This window comes from Micromonospora sp. KLBMP9576, from assembly GCF_050941805.1.
Taxonomy (GTDB): domain Bacteria; phylum Actinomycetota; class Actinomycetes; order Mycobacteriales; family Micromonosporaceae; genus Micromonospora.
In genome coordinates, this window is the sequence record NZ_CP194567.1 from 1324589 (window position 1) to 1349255 (window position 24667).

At 72.9% G+C, this 24667-nt stretch carries 18 protein-coding genes; 15 read left to right on the forward strand and 3 right to left on the reverse strand.

From position 1 onward, the window contains the following. The first annotated feature begins 29 nt into the window (after positions 1 to 29). The 14 genes from ACQ452_RS06195 (at position 30) to ACQ452_RS06260 (ending at position 18858) form a co-directional block, all read left to right on the forward strand. Entirely contained in the window at positions 30 to 995 is a 966-nt protein-coding gene (locus tag ACQ452_RS06195; RefSeq protein ID WP_433390818.1) for a UbiA family prenyltransferase, read from the forward strand. Positions 996 to 1016: 21 nt separating this feature from the next. Then, positions 1017 to 1601, forward strand: coding sequence for an isopentenyl-diphosphate Delta-isomerase (idi, locus tag ACQ452_RS06200; protein ID WP_433390820.1), 585 nt, complete (start codon positions 1017 to 1019; stop codon positions 1599 to 1601). A gap of 678 nt (positions 1602 to 2279) precedes the next feature. Further along, positions 2280 to 3296, forward strand: coding sequence for a 3-oxoacyl-ACP synthase III family protein (locus tag ACQ452_RS06205; protein ID WP_433390822.1), 1017 nt, complete (start codon positions 2280 to 2282; stop codon positions 3294 to 3296). 70 nt (positions 3297 to 3366) lie between these two features. Then, complete coding sequence (locus ACQ452_RS06210; RefSeq protein WP_433390825.1) at positions 3367 to 4386, forward strand: hypothetical protein; 1020 nt, start codon at positions 3367 to 3369, stop codon at positions 4384 to 4386. Next, positions 4373 to 6697 (forward strand): heavy metal translocating P-type ATPase, encoded by a 2325-nt coding sequence (locus tag ACQ452_RS06215; protein WP_433390828.1) that lies wholly within the window; start codon positions 4373 to 4375, stop codon positions 6695 to 6697. Before ACQ452_RS06210 ends, ACQ452_RS06215 begins: the two co-directional genes overlap by 14 nt. A gap of 49 nt (positions 6698 to 6746) precedes the next feature. Next, positions 6747 to 7592 carry an alpha/beta fold hydrolase gene (locus ACQ452_RS06220; RefSeq protein ID WP_433390831.1) on the forward strand — a complete coding sequence of 282 codons (846 nt, stop codon included), beginning with the start codon at positions 6747 to 6749 and terminating at the stop codon, positions 7590 to 7592. Between the two features lie 105 nt (positions 7593 to 7697). Beyond that, a complete protein-coding gene (gene scoE, locus ACQ452_RS06225) occupies positions 7698 to 8573 on the forward strand; it encodes a (3R)-3-[(carboxymethyl)amino]fatty acid oxygenase/decarboxylase (protein ID WP_433390834.1) in 876 nt (291 codons plus the stop codon). 93 nt (positions 8574 to 8666) lie between these two features. Continuing rightward, positions 8667 to 8903, forward strand: coding sequence for a phosphopantetheine-binding protein (locus tag ACQ452_RS06230; RefSeq protein ID WP_433390837.1), 237 nt, complete (start codon positions 8667 to 8669; stop codon positions 8901 to 8903). Further along, the gene (locus ACQ452_RS06235; protein ID WP_433390840.1) at positions 8896 to 12723 is read left to right on the forward strand and encodes an amino acid adenylation domain-containing protein; all 3828 of its coding nucleotides are present in this window, start codon (positions 8896 to 8898) and stop codon (positions 12721 to 12723) included. Before ACQ452_RS06230 ends, ACQ452_RS06235 begins: the two co-directional genes overlap by 8 nt. Next, entirely contained in the window at positions 12720 to 14201 is a 1482-nt protein-coding gene (locus ACQ452_RS06240; RefSeq protein WP_433390842.1) for an MFS transporter, read from the forward strand. Before ACQ452_RS06235 ends, ACQ452_RS06240 begins: the two co-directional genes overlap by 4 nt. Further along, on the forward strand, positions 14198 to 15226 hold the full coding sequence (locus ACQ452_RS06245) for an ABC transporter substrate-binding protein (RefSeq protein WP_433390845.1): 1029 nt from the start codon (positions 14198 to 14200) through the stop codon (positions 15224 to 15226). The genes ACQ452_RS06240 and ACQ452_RS06245 overlap by 4 nt, the downstream gene beginning before the upstream one ends. A 5-nt stretch (positions 15227 to 15231) precedes the next feature. After that, on the forward strand, positions 15232 to 16332 hold the full coding sequence (locus ACQ452_RS06250) for a FecCD family ABC transporter permease (RefSeq protein ID WP_433390848.1): 1101 nt from the start codon (positions 15232 to 15234) through the stop codon (positions 16330 to 16332). Continuing rightward, complete coding sequence (locus tag ACQ452_RS06255) at positions 16329 to 17108, forward strand: ABC transporter ATP-binding protein (RefSeq protein ID WP_433390849.1); 780 nt, start codon at positions 16329 to 16331, stop codon at positions 17106 to 17108. The genes ACQ452_RS06250 and ACQ452_RS06255 overlap by 4 nt, the downstream gene beginning before the upstream one ends. A gap of 520 nt (positions 17109 to 17628) precedes the next feature. Further along, positions 17629 to 18858 carry a histidine kinase gene (locus tag ACQ452_RS06260; RefSeq protein ID WP_433390852.1) on the forward strand — a complete coding sequence of 410 codons (1230 nt, stop codon included), beginning with the start codon at positions 17629 to 17631 and terminating at the stop codon, positions 18856 to 18858. Here ACQ452_RS06260 and ACQ452_RS06265 read toward each other — a convergent pair. The 3 genes from ACQ452_RS06265 to ACQ452_RS06275 form a co-directional block, all read right to left on the reverse strand. Next, a complete protein-coding gene (locus tag ACQ452_RS06265; RefSeq protein ID WP_433394008.1) occupies positions 18754 to 19350 on the reverse strand; it encodes a response regulator transcription factor in 597 nt (198 codons plus the stop codon). The genes ACQ452_RS06260 and ACQ452_RS06265 overlap by 105 nt on opposite strands. Positions 19351 to 19487: 137 nt before the next feature. Continuing rightward, positions 19488 to 20954: a SagB family peptide dehydrogenase gene (locus ACQ452_RS06270; protein WP_433390853.1), complete on the reverse strand. Its 1467-nt coding sequence runs from the start codon at positions 20952 to 20954 to the stop codon at positions 19488 to 19490. A gap of 47 nt (positions 20955 to 21001) precedes the next feature. Then, positions 21002 to 23308 (reverse strand): TOMM precursor leader peptide-binding protein, encoded by a 2307-nt coding sequence (locus ACQ452_RS06275; RefSeq protein WP_433390856.1) that lies wholly within the window; start codon positions 23306 to 23308, stop codon positions 21002 to 21004. Positions 23309 to 23611: 303 nt separating this feature from the next. On the opposite strand from ACQ452_RS06275, the gene ACQ452_RS06280 reads away from it, so the two are divergent. Then, the gene (locus tag ACQ452_RS06280; RefSeq protein ID WP_433390858.1) at positions 23612 to 24640 is read left to right on the forward strand and encodes an AfsR/SARP family transcriptional regulator; all 1029 of its coding nucleotides are present in this window, start codon (positions 23612 to 23614) and stop codon (positions 24638 to 24640) included. Positions 24641 to 24667 lie beyond the last annotated feature (27 nt).

The window sequence follows — 24667 nt, forward strand, 5'->3', positions numbered from 1 at the left end:
CACGGTCCTCAACCCCGAAGGAAGACACCATGACCGTCGACGAGGCGCGCGCGGGCGCGCCCACCCCGGCCGCGCCAACCGCGCGGCGCCCGATCTACCACTCGATCCGTATCCGCCGGGTCGAGTTCCTCCCCGTCATGCTGGCCATCTACGCGATCCCGTCGCTGTTGTCGGTCGACGACGTGGGCGCACTGGCGTCGGTCCACTTCGCGCTGGTGATCGTGATGGCGCTCTCCATCATGCACTTCATCGACATGACAAACGCGTACGCCGACCGCGACGTCGACGCCGTGTACAAGACGTGGCTGTCCCAGGCGGTGTACGGGCTGGGGCTGCGCAACGTGCGGTGGCAGATCGGTGCGACCGGCGCCGGCGTGCTCGCCCTCGCCACCTACTTCACGTTCCGCACCGGGCACTGGGACATCCTGCCCCTGGTCGCGTTCACCCTCTGGATCGGCGCCCAGTACTCGATCGGACCGGTGTACCTGAAGAACTCCGGCGTGGGGCAGATCCCCGGCCTCGCCGCGGTGCTGATCTGGCTGCCGATGCTCGTCGTCGTGCGGTCCGTGCCCGGTGAGCTGTCGTGGCCCCTGCTGGCCGTGATCATCGGTTTCGGCCTGAACCAGGTCGGCATCGTCATGGTCAACACCGCGGAGGACTGGCCGGAGGACGCGGCCTTCAACATCCGCACCTGTGTGCGCGCCCTGGGGTTGCCCCGCGCGATGGCGGTCGCGAGCTGCCTGATCGCCGTCGGCGGCTCCACCGTGTGCGTCTCGGTGCTCGCCATCGGCGGGTTCACCTGGGGCGCGGTCCCGATGATCGCCGCCATCGCGTTCGCGCTGGCGCACGTCTCGGGAACCTGGCGCGGCGTGCGCGGCAAGCCTCTCACCGAGGCGCTGGCGTTCCTGCGGCCCCGGGCGAAGCTGGTGCCGCTACAGGTGGCGAGCACCGGGTGGGGAACCGTGATCGCCGCCGCCTTCGCCCAGGCGAGCTGAATCCCGTTGGGGAGGGACACCATGGCGCAGGTCGTGCTGCTCGACGAACAGGGCCGGTGCGTGGGCGCCACCGAGGGCGCGACGGTGCACCACCTCCGTACGCCGTTGCACCTGGCGTTCTCCTGTTACGTCTTCACCGCCGACGCGAAGCTGCTGCTCACCATGCGCAGCGACCGGACGCGCACCTGGCCGGGAATCTGGACGAACTCGTGCTACGGGCACCCCGCGCCCGGTGAGCCCGTCGCCGCAGCGGTGACCCGCACGGTGCGGGCCGAACTCGGCCTGGCGGCGCCCGCGCCGGACCTGGTCCTGCCCGCCTTCCGGTACCGCGCGGTGATGGACAACGGCGTGGCGGAGAACGCCGTGTCGCCGGTGTTCCGGGTGGTGACCGACGAACGCCCGACCCCGGACCCGGCCGCCATCGGCGACTTCGAGTGGGTCGCGTGGGCGGACTTCGTGTACGCGGTGGGCACGGGCGACATCGCCGTCTCGCCGTGGTGCCGCCTCCAGGTCGCCGAACTCGTCACCCTCGGCGACGATCCCACGCGTTGGCCCACGGCTGACGAGTGCCTCCTGCCGGGCGGGGCGCTGGCGGCCACCGGCTGAACGCGGACGGCGTCGCGCGCCCACCGTCGAGGTGGGCGCGCGACGCCGTCCAGGTGAAGCAGCGCTGACCCGGCCTCCCCGCGTCGCCGGCGCGGCGCGGCCACCAGCGGCGCGGTGCGGACCGGGTCCCGCCACGGCCGCGTCCCCGGCGTGCCGCACGCCGACGTCTCCCGCACCTGAGCCACCGTGTCCGCCCGCGCCCGCGGGCGACGCCGCGGTGGCTCCCTGCCGTGTCGCCGCCGCTCGGCCGCCGCCGCGGTGCCTCCCTGCCGTGCCGCCCGGCCGCCGCCGCGGTGCCTCCCTGCCGTGCCGCCCGGCCGCCGCCGCGGTGCCTCCCTGCCGTGCCGCCCGGCCGCCGCCGCGGTGCCCTCCCGCCGTGCCGCCCGGCCGCCGCCGGGTCGGCGAGCACGTCGCGCCCCGGCCCGCGACGGACGTCCACTGGGCGGGGTACGACTCGTCCCGGTCCGCCGCCGGGCGGCCCGTGACCACTCGCCGGTCACCGCGCGCCCCGCCCCCGGTTGCTCCGAAATTGCGTCTTCCACCGCCGCGAAATTGTTTCCGCCATCGCTCGGTAATTTGTGCGGCGGGTGGCGCCCGATTAGTGGTTCACGTGATTGCGGTCGATGGTTCGACTCGGCTAATTTGCAGACACGAAATGCCTCTCCTCTGGAGTCTGCCGTGTCCTCATCCGTCGGAATTCTGGGCACCGGTTCCTGGGTGCCAGCGCGAGCATTGCCGAACGAGGAAATCGCGCGGCGCGTACCGGGTGCGAGCCCGGAATGGATCGCCCGCAGGACCGCAATTCGTTCGCGCCGATTCGCCGCGGCGGAGGATGCCACGTCGGACCTCGCGGCGCGGGCCGCGACCCGTGCGCTGCGGGACGCGGGCCTCGGGGCCGACCGCCTCGACTACCTCATCGTGTCGACGTCGACCCCGGACCACCCGCAGCCGCCGACGGCCTGCCTGGTGCAGGACCGTCTCGGCGCGTACGGGGCGGCGTGCTTCGACGTCAACGCGGTCTGCGCGGGATTCGTGCACGCCCTGGTGCTGGCGCAGTCGCTGGTGGCACAGCGGCCGGGCGCGCACGCGCTGGTGGTCGGCGCCGACGTCTACTCGCGCATCCTGGACTTCGACGACCGGCGCACCGCCGTGCTGTTCGGTGACGGCGCGGGCGCGGCCGTCGTGGGGGCGACGTCACCGGACCGTGGCGTCGTCGGCCACGAGCTGGCCAGCCGGGGCGACGCCGGCGACCTGATCCGGGTGGTGGCGGGCGGCAGCCGGACGCCGGCGTCGGCGACGACCGTGGCGGACGGCGGCCACTTCTTCCGGATGGACGGCCGGGGCGTGACCGGGCTCGTCCTGCAGGAGCTTCCGCCGTTCGTGGACAAGCTGCTGGCCGGGGCGGGCGTCGGCGCGGCGGACGTCACGCACGTCGTACCGCACCAGCCCAACGGCCTGCTCCTCGACGAGCTGGTACGCGCGTGCGGGCTGACCGCCGCGCGCACGCACCGGACGGTGGAGGAGTACGCGAACGTCGGCAGCGCGTCCGTGCCGCTCACCCTCGACCTCGCCAACCGGGCCGGACTGCTCCGCGACGGCGACCTGGTCCTCCTGCTGGCGTTCGGCGGGGGGATGTCCTTCGGCGGATGCCTGCTGCGGTGGGGCCGCACGCGCGGCCCCGGCGGCGACCGGTGAGCCCGCCCGGCGCGGCCCCCCGACCCCTGTCCACCCCCACGTCAACCCTGTCGACACAGGACGGTTACTCATGAAGACCTTGACGAAGCTCGGCGCGTTCGCGCTCGCCCTGGTGCTGGTGCTCGGGAGCGCCTACACCGTCGGCCGCGTGGTCGGGCCCCCACCGACCGCCGCACCCGTACCGGCCGCGAAGCCGGCCGCCGCCGAGGAGGAGGAAGGCCCCGGCGGCCTGGCCGTCTCCCACGAGAGCATGACCCTGAAGGTGATCACCGACAACGTCCCGGCGGGTACGAAGCAGAGCTTCGCCTTCCAGATCCTGCAGCACGACGGCACGCCGCTGGTGAAGTACAAGCCGCAGCACGAGAAGCTGATGCACCTCATCGTGGCGCGGCGCGACCTGACGAACTTCCAGCACGTGCACCCGAACCTCGGCTCCGACGGCGTGTGGCGGGTGCCGTTGACCTTCGCGGCGGCGGGTGAGTACCGGGTCTTCGCCGACTACATGCCCCTGTGGGGCATCCACGGCGAGACGCTCGGGGCGGACGTGTCGGTGTCGGGTGACTACCGGCCGCAGGCGCTGCCCGCGCCCTCGACGACCGCCTCGGTCGACGGCTACACGGTGACCCTCGGTGGGGAACTCAAGCCCGGCCGGGACGGCAAGCTGACCCTCAGCGTCGCCAGGGGCGGCAAGCCGGTCGACGACCTGGAGCCCTACCTGGGCGCCTTCGGGCACCTGGTCGCGCTGCGCGACGGCGACATGGCGTACCTGCACGTGCACCCCGACGGCACGCCGGGTGACGGGCAGACCGCGCCCGGTCCGGACATCGTCTTCCACGCCACCGCGCCCACCTACGGCGACTACCGGCTGTTCCTGGACTTCCAGCACGGGGGCGTCGTGCGCACGGCGGCGTTCACCCTGCGCGTGAACGGTCCGAACCCGCCGCCGCACGGCCTGAGCGAGGAGGCCTTCGCGGCGGCCAAGGCCCGCAACGAACAGGCCGCGAGGAACGGCGGCGCCGCCGTCCCCGCCGGCAGCACCGATGGCAGCACCGGCGGCAGCACGGAGGAGGGCACCCATGGCCACGGCTGAGCACCAACTGGAACTGGTGATCGGGGGCATGACGTGCGCGGCCTGCGCGGCGCGCATCGAGAAGCGCCTCAACGGGATCGACGGGGTGCAGGCGACGGTCAACTACGCCACCGAGAAGGCGAAGGTGCTGGCCACCGCGCAGATCTCGCAGGCGGACGTGATCGCCGCCGTCGAGGAGATCGGCTTCACGGCCCGGCCGGTGCAGCCGCCCGCCACGCTGGCGGCGGACGCCCCGGACCCGGCGGACGCCCAGCAGGCCGAGCACGACCGTGAGCTGCGCGCGGCCCGGCACCGCCTCTGGGTCGTCGCCGTGCTGGCGGTGCCGGTCATCGCGATGTCGATGTTCTCCCAGCTCCAGTTCGAATACTGGCAGTGGGCCTGCCTGACGCTGAGCGCGCCGGTCGTGGTGTGGGGGGCGTGGCCGTTCCACCGGGCCGCCTTCGCCAACCTCCGGCACGCCGCCGCGTCGATGGACACGCTGGTCTCGGTGGGCACGCTCGCCGCGTTCGCGTGGTCGCTGTACACGCTGTTCCTCGGTACCGCCGGGGTGCCCGGCATGCGGCACCCGTTCCGCATCACGCTGGAGCGCACGCCCGGCGAGGGCAACATGTACCTGGAGGTCGCCGCGGGCGTGACCCTGTTCATTCTCTGCGGGCGATACTTCGAGGCGCGCGCGAAGCGCCGCTCCGGTGCCGCGCTGCGTGCGCTGCTGTCACTGGGCGCCAAGGACGTGACGGTGCTGCGCGGCGGCACCGAGGTGCTGGTGCCGATCTCGGCGCTCGCCGTCGGCGACCGGTTCCTCGTGCGCCCGGGCGAGAAGGTGGCGACCGACGGTGTCGTGGAGGAGGGTTCCTCCGCCGTCGACGCGAGCATGCTGACCGGCGAGTCCGTCCCCGTCGAGGTGGGGCCCGGCGACGACGTCGTGGGTGCCACGGTGAACGCCGGCGGGCGGCTCGTCGTGCGCGCCACCCGGGTGGGCGGCGAGACGCAGCTCGCGCAGATGGCCCGGCTCGTCGAGGAGGCGCAGACCGGCAAGGCCGACGTCCAGCGGCTCGCGGACCAGGTGTCGGCGGTCTTCGTGCCGGGGGTGATCGCGCTGTCGCTCGCCACGCTGGGCTACTGGCTCGGCTCGGGCCAGCCGGCCGCGGCGGCGTTCACGGCGGCGGTGGCCGTGCTGATCATCGCCTGCCCGTGCGCGCTGGGCCTCGCGACACCGACCGCGCTGCTGGTCGGCACCGGGCGGGGCGCGCAGCTCGGCATCCTCATCAAGGGCCCCCACGTGCTGGAGTCCACCAGGACGGTCGACACGGTCGTGCTCGACAAGACCGGCACGGTGACCACCGGCGAGATGTCCGTCGTGGAGGTCGTGCCCGTGGCGGGGGTGACCGACGCCCAACTGCTGCGGCTCGCGGGCGCCCTGGAGAGCGGGTCGGAGCACCCCATCGCCCGCGCCGTGGTGGCGGGGGCGCGGGAGCGGTGCGGCCAACTGCCCGCGATCACGGACTTCGCCAGCGAGGCCGGGGTCGGCGTGCGGGGCGTGGTCGACGGGCACGAGGTGGTCGTCGGTCGGGCGGCGTTGCTCGCCTCGTGGGCGACCGAACTGCCCTCGGAGCTGACCGCCGCCAGGGCGACGGCCGACGCGGCGGGCCGCACCTCGGTCGTGGTCGGATGGGACGGCGCGGTGCGGGGGATCCTCGTGGTGTCCGACCGCGTGAAGCCCAGCAGCCGGGCGGCGGTCGCGCAGTTCAGGCGGCTGGGGCTGCACCCGATCCTGCTGACCGGCGACAACGCCGCGGTGGCGGCGGCGATCGCGGCGGAGGTGGGGATCGACGACGTGGTCGCCGAGGTGCTCCCCGCCGGGAAGGTCGACCTGGTCAAGCGGCTCCAGGCCGACGGCAAGGTCGTCGCGATGGTCGGTGACGGCGTCAACGACGCCGCCGCGCTCGCGCAGGCCGACCTGGGCATCGCGATGGGCACCGGCAGCGACGTGGCGATCGAGTCGGGCGACCTGACCGTGGTCCGCGGCGACCTGCGGGTGGTCGCGGACGCCATCCGGTTGTCGCGCCGCACCCTCGCCACGATCAAGGGCAACCTGTTCTGGGCCTTCGCGTACAACGTCGCGGCCATCCCGCTCGCGGCGAGCGGGCTGCTCAACCCGATGCTGGCCGGCCTGATCATGGCGGGCAGTTCCGTGTTCGTGGTGTCGAACAGTCTGCGGCTGCGGCGGTTCAGGGCGCTCGCGGGCAACGAACTGCCGGATCGGGCCGACACGACCGGTACGTCGCGCAGGGCGATGGTCAGCGCCTCCTGACGCGTCCTCGTGCCGCGCACCCGTCCGTACGGAAGATCGGAGTCGCACCATGGCCGAGCCGAGCCGGCTCGCGGAGGACCCCCAGCTGCTGCTGCTGCACGCGGCCGGTCTCGGCCGGACGAGCTGGGACGCCGTCGTGGAACGCATCCCCGGGTCCGCCCGGATCATCGCGATCGACCTGCCCGGGCACGGCAGCGTGCCGGGGCTAGCGGTCGACCGCGACGTCGTGCCGAGGCTCGCCGAGTACGTGGCCCAGCGGATCGTCGCGCTGGGCCTGCGCAGGCCGCACGTGGTCGGGCACTCGCTCGGCGGGGTGATCGCGCTCGAACTGGCCCGCCGCGTGCCCGTCGCGGCGGTGACGGCCCTGTGCAGCATCGGGTTCCGGGCGGCCTGCCACGCCGCGATGTGCGTGGTGCGGACCCGCGCGATCCTGCGGCTGACCGCCGCGGTGGGGGCGGGGACGCGTGGCCGGCTGCTCGGCAGGGGACTCGTCCGCAGGCTCGTCATGGGCAGCGTGTCGGCGCGACCCGTCGCCCTGCGGGCGGAGGTGGCGGCCGCCGACGTGACTTCGATGATCACGAGCGACCTGTCCGCCCTGACCCGGTACGCGGGACTGTATTCGTTCCGCGCGGACGCCGACGACGCGACGCCGGTGAACCTCGTGTGGGCCGGCCAGGACCGCGTGGTCCCGCTGCGCGACGCGCTTCGGGCCCGGCGGGTGCTCCCGAGGGCGCAGCACTTCGTCATCCCCGGCAGCGGTCACTTCGTCGTGCGCGACGACCCGCACGGCGTTGCCGCCGTCATCCACGCCTGCCACGCCCAGGTGCTGCGGGAGAGGCAGGCCGAGAATCGCAGAGGAGCCCGCGAAAATGTGAACCCAAAGCACGGTAATTGAGCTGGCAATTCGGCGCCCCGTGCATGTCGGGGCGGGAACCGTTTATCGACCGGACGCGACTACCGAGTTATTCGGAAACCGGGACCACCGCTCAGAGGAGTGCGAATGAAAATCAGCCCGCAGGCTGGCCGGAAGTTCGGCGTGATCGTGGAGGGTTTCGACGCGGAAACCGCTTCGCCGCAGGACGTCGTCGAGCTGAAGAAGAGCATCTACACCAACAAGATCGCCGTGTTGAAGAACCAGGACCTGTCGCCGCGGCAGTTCCTGGCGCTCGGCGAGCGGCTGGGCCGGGTCGTGGAGTACTACGAGCCGGTCTACCACCACCCCGAGGTGAAGGAGGTGTTCGTCTCCTCCAACGTCAAGGAGGAGGACGGCCGCCAGATCGGGGTGCCGAAGACCGGCAAGTTCTGGCACTCGGACTACCAGTTCATGCCGCGCCCGTTCGACATCACCATGATCTACCCGCAGGTCGTGCCGTCGCAGAACCGTGGCACGTACTTCATCAACATGGCGACGGCCTACGAGAAGCTCTCCGAGGAGCTGAAGCTGGCCGTCAAGGAGACCACGGCGACGCACAGCGTGCTGCGGTACTTCAAGATCCGGCCGACGGACGTCTACCGGCCGATCTCGGAGATCATCGACGAGGTCAACGCGAAGACCCCGCCGGTGACGAGCCCGCTCGCGTTCGCGCACCCGCACACCGACGAGACCGTGCTCTACGTCAGCGAGGGTTTCACCCTGTCCCTGCAGGACGCCGACGGCAACGACCGGTCGGAGCTGCTGGCGGAACTGCTCACGGCCACCGGCCAGCTCGACCGCACCTACGAGCACGAGAACATCCACCTCCAGACGTTCGAGAAGGGCGACATGCTCCTCTGGGACAACCGCAGCCTGATCCACCGGGCGCTGCACACCGCGACGCCGGAACCGGCTGTGTCGTACCGGGTCACCGTCTACGACGACGTGGACCCGGCGGCCTAGTCCCGCGCGGACGTTCGATCTGCGGTGGGGTCCGGCGGCGTCGACCGCCGGATCCCACCGGTGTCCACCTCGTACGAGATCGGAGGGTTTGACGTGGCAGACCAGTTGACGGCGGCGACGATCAGGGCGGACGTCGCCGAGTTGCTCCACCGTCGCCCGGACGAGAACTTCGACACGGAGGACCTCTTCGACTGCGGCCTCGACTCGGTGCGGCTGATGACGCTCATGGAGCGGTGGCGCGAGGCCGGCGCCGAGGTCAGCTTCGTCGACCTGGCCGAGCGGCCGACGGTCGAGCACTGGGTGAAGCTGCTGGTGGGCCGGGATGGCTGAGCCGCTGCCGCTGGGCGCCGCCCAGGAGGGCATCTGGACCGGCCAGCAGTTCGACCCCGACAGCCCCGCCTTCAACACCGCGGAGTACGTGGAGATCCGCGGCCCGGTCGACGTGCCGCTGCTGGAGGCGGCGGTGCGCGGGGCGGTCGGGGAGGCCGAGGCGCTGCACGTCGTGTTCGAGGAGGACGCCGAGGGGCGCCCCTGGCAGCGCCCCCGCGACGACGCGTCGTGGCCGGTGCACCTGGTCGACACCAGCGCCGAGGCGGACCCGCTCGCCGCCGCGACGGCCTGGCTGCGGGCGGACCTCGACACCCCCGTCGACCTGCGCAAGGACCGGCTGTTCCAGCAGGCCTTCCTGCGCCTCGGCCCGGAACACCTCCTGTGGTACCAGCGTGTGCACCACATCGCCCTGGACGGGTACGGGCTGTCCCTGGTCGCCCGCCGGGTGGCCGAGATCTACACCGCGCTCGTCGAGGGGCGGGAACCGCCGCCGCGTACGTTCGGATCGCTGGCCCCCGTCGTCGACGAGGACACGGCGTACGCCGACTCGGACAGGTACGCCGCCGCCCGCGAACACTGGACGTCCCGGGCGGCGGGCCGGGCGGCGCCGGTGGTGCTCGCCCACCGCAGCGGCAAGCTGGGTCGTACGGTGCTGCGCGCCACCGCCGACCTGGACGGCGTCGACATCGACGCGTTGAAGGCGGTCGCCGGGGCCACCGGGACGACGTGGAGCGAGACCCTCGTCGCGGCCTTCGCGGCGTACCTGCACCGGATGACCGGCGCGGACGAGCTCACGCTCGCGCTGCCGGTCATGTCGCGGCTCGGGTCGGTGTCGCTGCGGGTGCCGTGCATGGTGACGAACGTCGTGCCGCTGTGGGTCCGCGTCGAGCCCACCGCCACACTGGCGGGGCTCGCGGAGCAGGTCGCCGCCGAGCTGCGGGCCGCGCGTCCGCACCTGCGCTACCGCTACGAGCAGCTACGCCGCGACCTGAGGATGGTCGCCAGCGAACGCAAGCTGTTCGGCCCGTCGGTCAACATCATGCCGTTCGACTACGGCCTGCGCTTCGCGGGCCACCGGGGCGTCGTGCACAACGTCAGCGCCGGGCTCGTCGAGGACCTGGTCGTCCACGTGTACGACCGGGCGGACGGCAGCGGCCTGCGCGTCGTCCTCGACGCCAACCCCAACTGCTACGACGACGAGGAGCTCACCGGGCACCTGACCCGGTTCCTCGCCTTCCTGCGCCGCGCCACGCACACCCCCGACGCACCGGTCGCGGACGTCGACCTGCTGCTCGACGGGGAGCGCGGGCTGCTGCTGGCGCGGTGGAACGACACCGCGAAACCCCTGCCCGCGCGCACCGTGCCCGCGCTGTTCGCGGCGCAGGCCGCCGCGACGCCGGAGCGTACGGCGCTGGTGGCCGGCGACGCCACGCTGACCTTCGCCGAACTCGACCGCCGCGTCGAGCGCCTCGCCGCCCTGCTCGTCGCCCGGGGGGCGGGTCCCGACCGGTACGTCGGGCTCCTGCTGCCCCGCACGTCGGAGGCGATCGTGGCGCTGCTGGCCGTGCTCCGGGCCGGCGCCGCGTACGTGCCCGTCGACCCGGACCTGCCCGCCCGGCGGGTCGCGGCGATGCTGGCCGACAGCGCACCCGTCGTGGTGCTCGCCACCGAGGCGCTGTGGGCCGGCCACCGGCAGGCGCAGATCCCCGTCCTGCTCGTGGACGCCCCCGCGACCGCCGCCGAGCTGGCCGCGGCGGGCGACACGCCCGTGCCGGACACCGGGCTCGCGCCCGGGCACGCGGCCTGCCTCATCTACACGTCCGGTTCCACGGGTGTGCCGAAGGGCGTCGTGATCGAGCACCGCGGCCTGGTGAACCTCTTCCTGCACCACCGCGACACGATGATCCGGCCCGCGTCCGGCGGCCGGGTCCGCCGGGCCGTGCTGTCCGCGTCGCTGTCGTTCGACACGTCGTGGGAGGGCCTGCTGTGGCTGCTCGACGGCCACGAGCTGCACTTCGTCGACGACGACCGGCGCCGCGACCCGGCCGCGATGCTCGACTACGTCGACCGGCACCGCATCGACTTCATGGACATCACCCCGACGTACGCCGAGGAGTTGGTGGCGAACGGGTTCCTCGACGCCGGCCGGCACCGGCCCGCCGTGCTCGCGCTCGGCGGCGAGGCGACCGGCCCCGCGCTCTGGACGGCCCTGCGCGACGCCGGCATGAGCGTCTACAACCTGTACGGCCCCACCGAGTGCACCGTCGACACCCTGTGGTGCCGGCTCTCCGACAGCGCCGAGCCGATCGTGGGTCGGCCGCTCGCCAACACCAGGGCGTACGTGTTGGACGCGGCGCGTCGGCTCGTGCCGCCCGGCACGGTGGGCGAGCTGTACCTCGCCGGGGCGCCCGTCGCCCGCGGCTACCACGACCGTCCCGAGCAGACCGCGCAGCGGTTCGTCGAGGACCCGTTCGGGCCGCCGGGGGGCCGGATGTACCGCACCGGCGACCTGGCCCGCTGGCGGCGCGACGGCACCCTGGAGTTCCTCGGCCGCGCGGACGACCAGGTCAAGATCCGGGGGTTCCGCATCGAGCCGGGGGAGATCGAGGCGGTCCTGCTCGCGCACCCCGAGGTCGCCCAGGCGGCGGTGGTGCCGCGCGAGGACACCCCGGGTCAGGTGCGGCTCGTCGGCTACGTCGTGCCGGCCGGCGAGGCCGCGCCGCAGCCCGCCGCGCTGCGGCAGTTCGTGGCGGAGCGGCTGCCCGACTACATGGTGCCGCCCGCGTTCGTCGCGCTGGCGGCGATCCCGCGTACCACGAACGGCAAGCTCGACCGCGCGGCGCTGCCCGCGCCGGACCTGGCCGCGACGGTCGGCGGCCGCGCGCCGCGCGACCACCGCGAGGCCGTCCTGTGCGGTCTCTTCGCCGACCTGCTCGGCCTGCCGGAGGTCGGCATCGACGACGACTTCTTCTCCCTCGGCGGGCACTCCCTGCTCGTCGCCCGGCTGATGGGCCGGGTACGCGCCGAGTTCGGCGTGGAGATCAGCATCCGGACGGTGTTCGAGGCGCCGACCGTCGCGAGGCTCGCGCCGGCGCTCGCCACGGACACCGGTGGCGGCTCGACGGAGGTGCTGCTCCCGTTGCGTACGCGGGGGAGCGGGCCGCCGCTGTTCTGCGTCGCGCCGGCCACCGGACTGGCGTGGTCGTTCGCCGCGCTGCTGGCGACGCTGCCCGACCGCCCGGTGTACGGGCTCCAGTCGGTCGACGGGCAGTGGGCGGACGTCGCCGAGCTGGCCGCCGAGCACGTGCGCCGCATCCGCGAGGTCCAACCCGTCGGGCCCTACCACCTGCTCGGCGCCTCCTTCGGCGGCCTGGTGGCGCACGAGGCGGCCGTCCAGCTCACGGCGGCCGGCGAGTCGGTGGCGCTGCTCGCGCTGCTCGACTCGTTTCCGGTCCCGGCCGCCTGGCGGGACCTGCCGCCGCCCGCCGAGCACGACGCGGCCGCCGCCGTGCTCGGCCAGGCCGTGCTCGGCGGCCTCGACGAGGCGCAGCGCCGCCTCGCATACGACGCCTTCGCGCGCAACTCGCGGCTCGCCGCCGGCTGGACGCCCCGGCGCCTCACCGGCGACGTGCTGGTCGTCGAGGCGACCGAGGGCAAGACGCCGGACTGGCCCGGCCCGCAGAGCTGGGAGCCGCACGTCGACGGGCGGATCCACGCACACCGGCTGGACTGCACCCACGACGGCATGCTCGCCGCCGGTCCCCTGGCGCGGGTCGGCGCCGTGATCCCACCCGTCGGCGACCTACGGAGGGCAGCATGAGCGAACGACGTGAACGGCTCGGACTCGGCGCGGTCCTGGCCGCGACCTTCATGACCCAGGTGGACGGATTCGTCGTCAACGTGGCCAGCCCGTCCATCCAGCGCGACCTGGGCGCGGGCTTCGACCAGATCCAGTTCGTCGGCGCGGCGTACGTGATCGCGTTCGGGGCCCTGATGGTCACCGGCGCGCGGCTCGGCGACCGCGTCGGGCACCGCACGGTGTTCCTGTGGGGAGTCGCCGGCTTCACGGTCACCTCGCTGCTGTGCGGCATCGCACCGGACGCCGACCTGCTCATCGTGGCCCGGTTCCTGCAGGGTGCGGCGGCGGCGTTCATGGCCCCCCAGGTGCTGGCGATCATCCGGGCCGCCGTGCCGGACCCGGACCGGCTGGCCAGGGCAATCAGCGTCTACGGCGTCGTGATCGGGCTCGGCGTGATCAGCGGCATCGCGGGCGGTGGCCTCATCGTCGAGGCGGACATCGCCGGTCTCGGCTGGCGGCCGGCGCTGCTGGTGAACGTGCCCGTCGGGATCGCGATCCTGGCGTTGGGCGGGATCCTGCCGCGCAGCGTGCCGAGGTCGCCGCACCGGCTCGACCTGGCGGGCGCGGCGCTCACCATCGTGGCGGCGCCCGCCCTGCTCGTGCCCCTGGTCTTCGGGCCGGGTGGCCCGGCGTGGCTGTGGCTGGGGGTGCCGGTCGCGTTCGCCGTGTCCGTCGTGCTCGTGGGCCAGCAGCGGCGCCTGCACCTCGCCGGCGGCGACCCGCTGTTCCCACCGCGGGTCGTCACCGCCCCCGGGATGCGGCTGTCCCTGCTGACCGTGCTGGCGCTGTTCGCCACCAACGCGGGGCTGTTCCTCGTGTTCACCTACTACCTGCAGACCGGGTTGCGGTTCACGCCGCTGACCGCGGCGCTGATGTTCGTGCCGCTGGGGATCGGGTTCTCGCTCGGCTCGGCGGCCAACCGGCGGGTCGCGCGCCTCGTGTCGGCGCCGACCCCGGTCTGGGGCTGCGGCCTGCTCGCCGCCGTCCTGGCGGCGAGCGCGGCGGTCGTCCAGGCGCCGGAGTCCACCCAGGCGCCCCTGCTCGTCGCGGTGGTCACGCTGGCCGGCTTCGGCCAGGGCCTGGTCGTCTCGCCCCTGGTCGCCGGGATCCTCGGCCGGGTCAGGCCCGCCGAGGCGGGCGCGGCGTCGGGCATGGCGACCACTGTCACCCAGTTCGGCCTCGCGCTCGGGGTCGCGGTAGCGGGGGTCTGGTACCGCACCGTGCTCGGCGCGACGCCCGGTGACCCCGGCGTGCCCTTCGCCGACCACGCGGCGGCCTTCGCGGCCACCGCGCTCCTGCTCGCGGCGTCGGCGACCTGCGCCGCCCTGGTCAGTGCCCGCCTGCACCACCTGCCGGGGCCGGCGGCCGCGGCAGCGCAACCGGAACCGGCGGCGGAGCCGACGCCCGTCGCCACGTCAACCATGCGGAGGACCGGATGAAACTCAAGCGATTCCCCCTCGCGGCGGCGGTCGCCGCGCTGCTGCTGTCGACCGCCTGCACGGCGGCCAGGAGCGAGGCCGGACTGGCGGACGGGCCGGCGGCGGCCGGCTACCCCGTGACGATCACCAACTGTGGCAAGGAGTACCGCTACTCGCGGACGCCGAGCCGGGTGGTGGTGATGAACGGCGGTTCCGTCGCGGAGGTCTCCGCGCTGCTGGAACTCGGCGTCGCCGACCGGATCGTCGCCAACGCCCAGTCGTACGGCGCCTCGGAGGTGGCCGGCCGGGTCGACGCGATCAAGCGGCTGCCGACGGGGAACATCGCGCTCAACGACATGTCGGACATCCCGCGCGAGGCCATGATCGGGCTCACGCCGGACCTCGTCATCTCCGCGTACGACGGGGGCTTCCGCGCGGAGGCGGGCTTCGCCACCCGCGACGACCTCGCCGCTGTCGGGGCCGACACGTACGCGCCGAAGAGCTCGTGCGGTGCGGTCGGCACCGTGACCGGCACGCCGTCCATCGAGGACAGCTACGCGCTCCTGCGTGACCTCGGCGCCATCTTCGGGGTGCCCGAGCGTGCCGAGAGGATCATCGCCGACTCGAAGGCGCACATCGCCGGCTTCGGGGCGAAGACCGCGAACCTGCCGAAGCAGAAGGTCATGGTGATCACCCCCGGCATGGCGATGGGCGGCGAGTTCAGCTCGGTCGGCGGCAACGGGATCTGGAACGACATCCTGGCCAAGGCGGGTGCGGTCAACGCCTTCGCGGGCGCGACCGACCAGATGTTCGCCAACCTCTCCCGGGAACAGGTGGCCAGCGCCGACGTGGACGCCCTGCTCGTCGTGAACTACATGTCGAAGGATCCGGACGCCGACGCGCGCAAGCTGCTCGCCCAGTTCCCGCAGTGGGACGCGGCGAAGAACAACCGCTACGTCGTGCTCTCCGACTCGATCTATCTCGGCCCCAGCAACCACCTGGCGGTCGAGAAGATCGCGCGGGCCGTGCACCCCGAGGCGTTCTGACCGCCATGGCCATCCTCTCGCGTACCGCGAACGGCCGGGTGCCGGCCGTGTCGAAGCGCGCCGCCACCCGGCCGGCCCCGCTGCACGGGGTGCCGCTGCCGCTGTGCCTGCTCGTGCTCGGCGTGCTGCTGGTCGTCGCGATCCTCGTCGCGGCCGCCGTCGGGTCGGTGTCGGTCTCCGTCGGTGACACCGGTCGGATCGTCTGGGCGCACCTGACGGGGGCGACCCCCGCGGTGGACCCGGCGCACGACCAGATCGTCTGGACCTTCCGGATCCCCCGGGTGCTGCTGGCCGCGCTGTGCGGCGCCGGGCTGGCGGTCGCGGGCGTCGTGTTGCAGGCGCTCGTGGCCAACCCGCTCGCCGACCCCTTCATCCTCGGCGTGTCGGCGGGCGGCTCGGTCGGCGCCGTCACCGTGATGGCGCTGGGCGCGGGCACGCTCGGCGGGCTGGGCGTGTCCGGCGCGGCGTTCCTCGGCTCGATGCTGGCGGTGGCGCTGGTGTTCAGCCTCGGCCAGCAGCGCGGTCGGCTCAATCCGGTCCGGCTCGTGCTCGCGGGGGTCGCGATCAGCTACGTGTTCACCTCGATCACGAGCCTGCTGCAACTTCAGACGACCCCCAACAACATGCGTCAGATCATGTTCTGGCTGCTCGGCAGCGTCGCGGGGGCCCGTTGGGAGCAGTTGCAGATCGCGGGCGTGGTCGTCCTGGCGGTGACCGTGCTGCTGACCCTGTACGCCCGGCAGTTCAACGCGCTCGTCACCGGCGACGAGTCGGCGACCGCCCTCGGCATCGACGTCAAGCGCCTGCGGATCGTGTCGATCGTGTTGACGTCGCTGCTCGCGGGCGTGCTCATCGCCGTCGCCGGCGGCATCGGCTTCGTCGGGCTGATGGTGCCGCACCTGGTACGCCTCGCGTTCGGCGTGGACCACCGCCGCGTCCTGCCCCTGGCGGCGCTCGTCGGCGCCGTCTACCTGGTGGTCGTCGATCTGCTGTGCCGGACCGTCGACCCGCCGAACGAACTGCCCCTCAACATCCTGACCGCCCTCTTCGGCGCGCCGTTCTTCATCTGGCTGATGCGCCGGGATAGGAGCCTGTCCCACTCATGAAGCTTCAGGTGCAGCGGGTGTGCGTCTCCATCGGCGCCACGCCGATCCTGCGCGACGTCGACATGGACGTCGCGCCCGGCGAGGTCGTCGGCCTGATCGGCCCCAACGGCAGCGGCAAGTCCACGCTCCTGCGGACGATCTACCGCTCGGTCCGCCCGAGCGGGGGGCGGGTGCTGCTCGGCGACGAGGACGTCTGGTCCTTGTCGGCGCGGGCGGCGGCGCGGCGTACCGCCGCGGTGTTGCAGAACAGCCCCACCCCGCCGGGGCTGACCGTGCAGGAGGTCGCCGCGCTGGGGCGCATCCCGCACAAGGGGGTGTTCGACCGGGAGAGCGCCGAGGACCACGATCTCGTGGTCGACGCGTTGCGGCGCACCGGGATGCTCGCGCAGGCGGATCGGATCTTCGGCTCGCTCTCCGGCGGCGAGCGGCAGCGGGTGCTGCTCGCCCGGGCGCTCGCCCAACAGCCGCGGCTGCTGGTGCTCGACGAGCCGACCAACCACCTGGACATCCGGGCGCGGTTCGAGCTGCTGGAACTGGTGCACACGCTGGGCGTCACCACGCTGGCGGTGCTGCACGACCTGGACCTCGCGGTGCGTAGCTGCGACCGCCTCGTCGTGCTGGACCGCGGCCGGGTGGTGGCGGAGGGCCCGGTGCTGGACGCGCTCACGCCACAGGTGCTCTCCGGGGTCTTCGGGGTCACCGCCGAGACGGAACGTCACCACGACGGCATCGTCCGCGTCACGTACGGCGCCCGGCCGCTGGCGACGGTGGGCTGAGTCCGGCGTCCTCCCCGTGGTCCGACGGTGCCCGATCAAATGTAGCTACGAGCGGATATGACGTGACGGTGGCAATTGCGGCCTAGCATCGATTAGGACCCTTTCGCGCTGCTGCGGTAGGGGTCGGCGCTTGACGACCGTCATTTTTATGTGGAAAGGTCGAACCTCAAGGGGGAACGTGCAGTCCGGCGGGGCGCGTCACAATTCGCGGTCCGAAATCCGGGCAATTGCTCCTGTGTCGCTGAACATTTCGATGGGATTCGGTGCCCGGACGGGCGCCGTCGACGTCATCGGATGTCACGGGCCGACGAGGACATTCCCCGCCGTCGAGGATCGCTGGGGGAGTGTGTCGTGGTTGTTGCATCGACGCCCGTGGCCGGGCATCCCGGCCGGCGGGGGATCGACGGGGCCGGGCACGCGGCGAGCCCGCCGCTGAGCCTGCCCCGGTTGCGCTAGCGGAGCCGAGAGCGCTGCTGCCGTGAACCTCCGCGTCGCACTGGAGCGCCCATTCTCGGAAGGGGTGGCCCCGCTACCGGCGCCCCGGCTCGCGATGGGCGTCGTCACCGCCGTCTTCACCAGCATCAGCCTGATCGGCTTCCTGCACGTCATGTTCCTGCCGGTGGGCCCGTACGCCATCGCCCTGTCGTTCACGTGCATCGCCGCCCTGATGGCGTTGCAACTGCGCTGGTACGGCCGGGACAACGGGCGGCTGCGCACCCCGCTGGGATACGGCGTCCTGCTCACCCAGGCGGCGCTCGTCTACCTGCCCATCCTGATCTTCGGTCAGGCGTGGGTGGGCATGCCGGGCTTCCTGGCCGGCAGCGTGCTGCTGGTGTTGCGGGCCGTCACGGCGTGGTTGACCTTCTCCATCATCGTCGTCTCGATGGCCGTCGCCCAGTGGTTCTTCACGCAGGCGCCGATCGACATGCTCTACACCTCGATCTCCACCGTCACGACGGGGCTCGTGGTGTACGGGCTGTCCCGGCTGACCGCGCTCGTCGTCGAGGTGCAGGAGAGCCGCGCGGAGATCGCGCGGATGGCGGTGCTGCGGGAGCGGCTGCGGTTCGCCCGCGACCTGCACGACCTGCTCGGCTACAGCCTGTCCGCGATCTCGCTGAAGATCGAGCTCGTGCACCGGCTGATGGAGAAGTCCCCGCAGGAGGCGAGCGACCATCTGCTGGAGGTCCTGGAGATATCCCGGGTCGCCCTCGCCGACGCGCGGACCGTCGCCAGTGGCTACCGCGAGTTGTCGCTGGAGGAGGAGTGCCGCTCCGCGGTGTCCGTGCTCTCCGCCGCGGAGATCCAGGTGCGGCTGGACAGCGACCACCTCGACCTGCCGGTCCAGGTCAGCACGGTGCTGGCCACGGTGCTGCGGGAGGGGGTGACGAACATCCTGCGGCACAGCAAGGCCAAGCGCTGCGACATCACCATCCGGCAGACGCACGACGACGCCTCGATCGAGATCCTCAACGACGACCTGGCCATCGGGCCGCCCCGGGATCCCGGCAGTGGCCGCAACGGGTTGCGCAACCTGTCCGTGCGCGCCCAGGAGATCGGCGGCTCGTTGATGGTCGAGCGGCAGCCGGACCTGTTCCGTCTGTGCGCCAAGGTGCCGCTGCGCCTGGACCGTCGCCAGGCGTCGCGGTCACAACCAACCGGCCTCCCGGGCGACCCGGATGGCGTCGACCCGGTTGCGGGCGGCGAGCTTGTTGACGATGGTCGTCAGGTAGTTGCGGACGGTACCGACTGACAGGAACATCCGCGCCGCGATGTCGACGGCCTGGAACCCCTCCGCCGTCAGGCGGAGCACCTCGGTCTCGCGTGCCGTGAGCGGGCAGTCGGCGCTGTCCCAGGCGGACATCGCGAGCTGGCTGTCGACGACCCGCCGGCCGGCGGCGACACTGCGGATGGCCTCGACCAACTGCTCGGTCGGTGCGTCCTTGAGCAGGAAGCCGGTCGCCTTCGCAGACAGCGCCCGGCGCAGGGTGCCCGGCCGGCCGAGCGCGGTCAGGACCAGGGTGCGGATCTCCGGCAGGTGGGCCTGGATGTCGGCGATGGCGGAGAGGCCGTCCTTGCCCGGCAGGTCGATGTCGATCACGGCGACGTCGGGTCGGAACCGTTGCGCCATGGGCAGGATCTCCGTGCCCGAGGCAACCGCGGCGACGACGTCGATGTCCGGTTCCAGGTTGAGCAACGCGACCAGCGCGTCTCGGACCATGTGCATGTCCTCGGCCAACAACACCTTGATCAACTTGGCATCCCCTGTCGGGCCGGCGCAATTAACCCCGTTCTATCACGCGACCGCACGCATCGAGGCCGCACTTTTTCCGATCCGTAGGGGGTGCGCCGACGCCCTTTCCCGGCGGCATGTCAATTCATTTACATTCCGTGTACGCCCGGGTACTCGTCGTTATCGGTGGCCTCGTTCTCGGGCAGCCCGATGGCGAATTCGCCGACGCTGACCTCCGCCGGCCAGTCGAGCCCGAATGCCGAGGCGGGAATTCCCGCGTCGCCCAGGGTGAGAGCGGAGGTGGCGAGCCCGAGCATCGTGGCGACGAGGTAGAGGGTCTGCTCGAGCATGCCGACGTGCTTGAGGGTGGTGGCGTAGGAGATGCTGTCGTAGACCCAGGACAGCCGGTCCGCCCGGGCGGTCACCGTGATCAGCACGGGCGGTGGCCGCCCCCCGCCGGCCACCCGCGCGTTGTCGAGCAGCTCGTCGACGGTGGCGGGGTCGGCGTTGACGAGCGTCAGCGCGTGCTCCACCGGGTGATAGTGGTAGATCCCGCGCCGCAGGTCCGGGCAGCGGTCCACGGTCAGATACAGCTCCAGCTCGTACAGCGAACCCGCACTGGGATACGGGCGCCGCGTCACCGCGTACCGCACGTCGGCGGGGGCCGTGGCCACCGACTGCTTCCGGACCCGCGCGGCGTGGAACAACAGCTCCCCGAGCTCCCGGGTCGACGGTCCCGCCTCGGCGAAGGCGCGGGTCGACCGGCGCCGGTCGACGGCCTCGATGAGGGTCATCCCGCGCGCGTTCGGCACGGCCGGGCGATACATCGGGATCCGTGGCCCGGCGGGCGCCGGCTTGGTCGCCGCCGGCGGCGGCAGGGTCGCGACGTGGCGGAACGTCGCGCCGGCGGGGCCGTCGTGCGGGCCGAGCCGGCTGCGCGAGTGGAACAGCAGGTCGTACGGCGACCACAGCAGCAGCGTGCGGTCGGAGTCCTCGTGGAAGTCCGACGTGCCGCCCGCGCCGGCGACGACCATGCCCGCGCCCACCAGGTAGGCGATGACGTCGGACACCACCGGGAGCGCCAGGCCGGCCCGGCGCCCCACCTCGACGCTGGTGGTGGCCCGGGGCAGCGCGCCGAGCACCAGCGACGCCTGCGGCCGGTGCAGCACCACCCGGTGGTGCGACAGCGGGGACTCGAGCACCAGCTCGCCGTCGCGCTGCGCGGCGAAGGCGAACCGGGACAACCGGATCGGGTGCTCCTCGGTCACCTCGGGCAGGGCGAGCACCCCCAGGGGGGAGACCGGCTGGACCGACAGCAGCGGCACCGGGGAGTCCGCCGAGCCCAGCGAGCGGACTATCCGGCCGGGCAGCCGGTCGAAGACCGACCGGAGCAGGCGTCGGTCCAGCCCGGCGACGTTGCCGAGCGCGACCGGCCCGTAGGTCATGCGGTGCAGGACCTCCTCGACCGGAGGCGCGGGCCGGCCCAGGGGGACGTCGCCCCAGCGGGTGAGGATGGTCAGACTGCCGTCCCCAGCCGTCTCGATGGTCACGTCGTCCCGGAAGGACCACAGTGGCAGGCCCGCTCCGGGGCGGGACCGCTCGACGTCGGATGGCAACCTGGCTCCTCGATGGGCGCGGCGGCGACGGCCACGGGCGCCCCGTTCTACACGAAAAGTGGTATCGGGTTGATGTTCTCGTACTCCGTGGGACGGTCGAGCCTGCCGAGGCGCACCGGGACGTCGAACAACCGGCCCGGCGCGAACCTCGCCCAGAAACCGCGCATCCCCGGCACGATGGCCTTCACCACGGGAAGCCCGACATCCGGACGGGTCTGGTCGAGCACGAGCACGTCGAGCCCCAGCGCCTCCAGCCGGTGCTGCACCGCGCGGACGTCCTGCAACAGGTCGCCCGTCGGGGCGTGCCGGTAGTCGGCGAGCCGGCGTGCCGGCACCGCCGGGTCGGGGCGCAGGTAGGCGTCGCCGGCCCAGGTGGCGGTGCGCCACCACCGCACGGCGTCGGGATCGGACCAGCCGTACCCACCGTCGTCGCCGACCTCCGCCACCGCCGGCATCAACTGGTTCATCTCGGTGAGCGCGCGGATCAGCGCCACCCGGGGATCCGGGTGTGCGCCGAAGCCGAACATGATGTCCTCACACCGCTTGTCGGTGCGCCGCGACAGCGCGGCCATGGTGGGGATCCCGACGTCCGACGACACGTCCAGCACCCAGACCTCGCGGTGCAGGCCCGCGTAGACCTCGCGCAGCTCGTCGATCCAGCGGTCGCCGAAGCTGTCGAGGTCGACCGCGGGGGCCCGGGTGCGGTTGTACCACCAGAGGGCCACCGCGTCGCGCTCCACCAGCTCCAGCAGGCCCTGCAACAGCGCGTCCTCCAGGCTGCCGCCGGCGGCGTTGCCGTTGGAGTCCGCACACAGCGTCAGGCCGCCGTGCTGCTGCGGCACGTTGAAGTAGAGCATCGAGGTGGGCAACAGGCGGTGCCGCTGGCCGGTGAGCGACCACACCGGGGTCCAGCTCGTCACGGCCGCTTCGTCGAACGGCGCGCACACGTACTGGAACGGTGAGCAGGTGGCGTTCCAGCGGGCGCGGTCGGCGTACTGTCGCTTGTCGAAGAGCAGGCAGTCGTCGGGGTGCACGGCGGTGTCGGCCAGCTCGGTGTAGCTGCCACTGACCCGGGCCTCGTCGCCGTGGAAGTAGGCGCTGTGCCGCTCGATGGCCTCGCAGAGCGCGCTGACCTCGGCGTGCACGGCGGTGACGCCCTTGCCGCCGTTCTCGGCCCGCAGCGCGAACCGCATCTGGTCGGCGTTGCTGCGCGTCGTCGTCGCGAGGTTGGGGCCCGAGCGGAACGAGTTGAAGAAGGCCGGGCCCCGCCCGTCGCGGGTGATCTCCTTGACCACGCCGCTGACCGGGCTCACCAGGTGCCCATAGTCGTGCAGCACCTGCTCCGGGGCCAGGGCGCGGTGGCCGCCGCCGGAACGCGACAACGTGGGCCGGCTGCGCAGCGGCACCGGGCGGAACGCCCGCTCGCGCTCGATGCCGGGGTCGCCGCACCGCGGGCACTGCGGTCGGGCGCGTACCTCGTGATGGGCGCCGCGCAGGGTGACGCTGTCCAGCGTCCACACGGCCCGCTGCCCGTCGTGCCGCAGTCCCGCCGTCCACTTGGCGGCCTCCAGGGCCACCAGGTGCAGGGCCGCGGCGCCGAGCGGGGGCAGCGAGACGGGGGGAGTGGCGAGCTCGGCGGCGGAGCCGACGACGGCCCGCAGCCGCGTCTCGGCCTGACGGTGGCCCCGCAACCGGTGGGCCAGGCAGTGCCAGCACCCCGCCCCGGCCGCCGGGTCGAAGACCGGCCCCACCCAGACCTGTGCGCCACCGGGCTTCGCGAGCAGCCACGGTCGCCGGGCGGCGCGCTGCGCGGCGTCGACGGAGGCCAACTCCTCGTCCAGGTAGTCGTCACAGAGCACAACCGTTAAGTCGGCGGCCGGGGCGGAAAAGTTCCCGGCGGCCGGCGAGACGGTCAGGCCGGCCGCGCGCAGCGCGTCAGCCGCCGCCGACGCCGCGGCACCCGCCGGCCGGCCGCCGACGTGGACGAGGTCGACCCGGGCGGCGGCGCTGGCCCGGGTGGCGGCGGCGGGATCCAGGCCGGCCGACTCCCAGTACGCGAACGCGGGCTCGTCGGCGCCGGCCGGCCCGGCGGGCCGCAGCGTCACCAGGTCGGCGTCGACGAGCCGCCGGACGACGGCGCCGATCTCGGCCGGCGCCATCCCGGCGGGACTGTCGCGGACGAGCCCGGCGAGGTCGCGGGTGCCGTCGAGCAGCGGCGCCAGGGCCTCGACCTGTGCCCCACTGATCGAGGTGGCCCCGCGCTCGGACAGCAGGTAGACCGCGTCACCGGGCACCACGTGGGCCCGGAGGTGCCGCTTGAACCCGACGCGCAGCGGTGCGTCTGTGTCCGACATGGCTGCTCCCTGCTCGACAGGTGCCGCTCCAGTGAGACTCCAGCGACACTCCAGCGTGTTGTCCGAACAGCCTTGCGGCACCGCATCCGCCCGGCAAGTGCCGCCGTCACATGCTGGTCTCTCGTTCGGTCACCCTGGTCCATGACGCGGTCACTATCGGCTCGACCCTGGCTTGGAATAGCGTGGAATCCTGTCCTGACTCCCCCTCGTCGGAATCGTCGCTCCGTCACGGAACCAGTGCGCCGGCGCCCCTTGCCAGCGGTGGAAAGTGCGGTGGATCCGACTGATAGCGAGGTCGGCGAAATGATTACGAAGTTTGCGGAACTGGGATCGATGTCGCACGAGGAGAAACTGACGCTCCTCGCCGCGTTGCTGGAGTCGGCGGCCGACCCCACGACGGCGGCCCGACGGCCCGAGCCGCCACCGCCCGCCCCGGTGCGGCCCCCGGCCGGGAACCCGCTCGCGGGGTTGCGCTTCGAGCTGCTCGGCCCGCTGGTCATCCGGCACGACGGGGTCGACATCGCACCGAGCGCGCCGAAGCTGCGGCTGGTGCTGTCCGCGTTGCTGTTCAACGCGAACCAGCCGGTCGGCGCGTCGGTGCTCGTGCGGGAGCTGTGGAGCTCGGGGGCGCCCCGCACCGCCCACGCGACCCTGCAGACGTACATGTTCAAGGTGCGCAAGCTCCTGCACGGCGTGCTCGGCGGGTCCGTCGAGGACATCGCGCGCGACGTCCTGCTCACCTGCTCGGGCGGCTACACGCTGCGGGTGGACCCGCGGCAGCTCGACATCGTCGAGTTCGACGCGCTGGTCACGGCGGGGACCGCCGCGATGCGCGCGGGCGACTACGAGCAGGCCGGCGCGGACCTGCGCCGGTCGCTGGCGCTGTGGCGCGGCAACGTGGTGCACCGGGGCCAGTGGGGTCCGCAGCTACGCGCCCAGGCGGCGCGGCTGGAGGAACGCCGGTTCTACGCGCTCACCACCAGGATCGACGCCGACCTGTGCCTGGGGCGGCACCGGGAGGCGACCTCCGAACTCGCGTCGCTGGTCGTGGAGCACCCCCTGCACGAATCGGCGCACACGATGCTGATGCTCGCGCTGCACCGATCCGGCCGCACGCCGGCCGCGCTGGAGGTCTACCTGCGGTTCCGCCGACGGATGCTGGGCGAGCTGGGCATCGAGCCCTCGGAGCGCATCCAGGCGCTGCACCTGGCGCTGCTGTCGCCCGATGCGCTGCTCACCGACCTGTCGCTCACCTCCGACCGGCTGCTCGACCGGCTCGTCGGTGGGCTCCGTCAGGGGCGTCGGCTGAGTTCTTCCGCTGTTACCGGTTGATGGACCGGACGCGATTACCTTCAATTT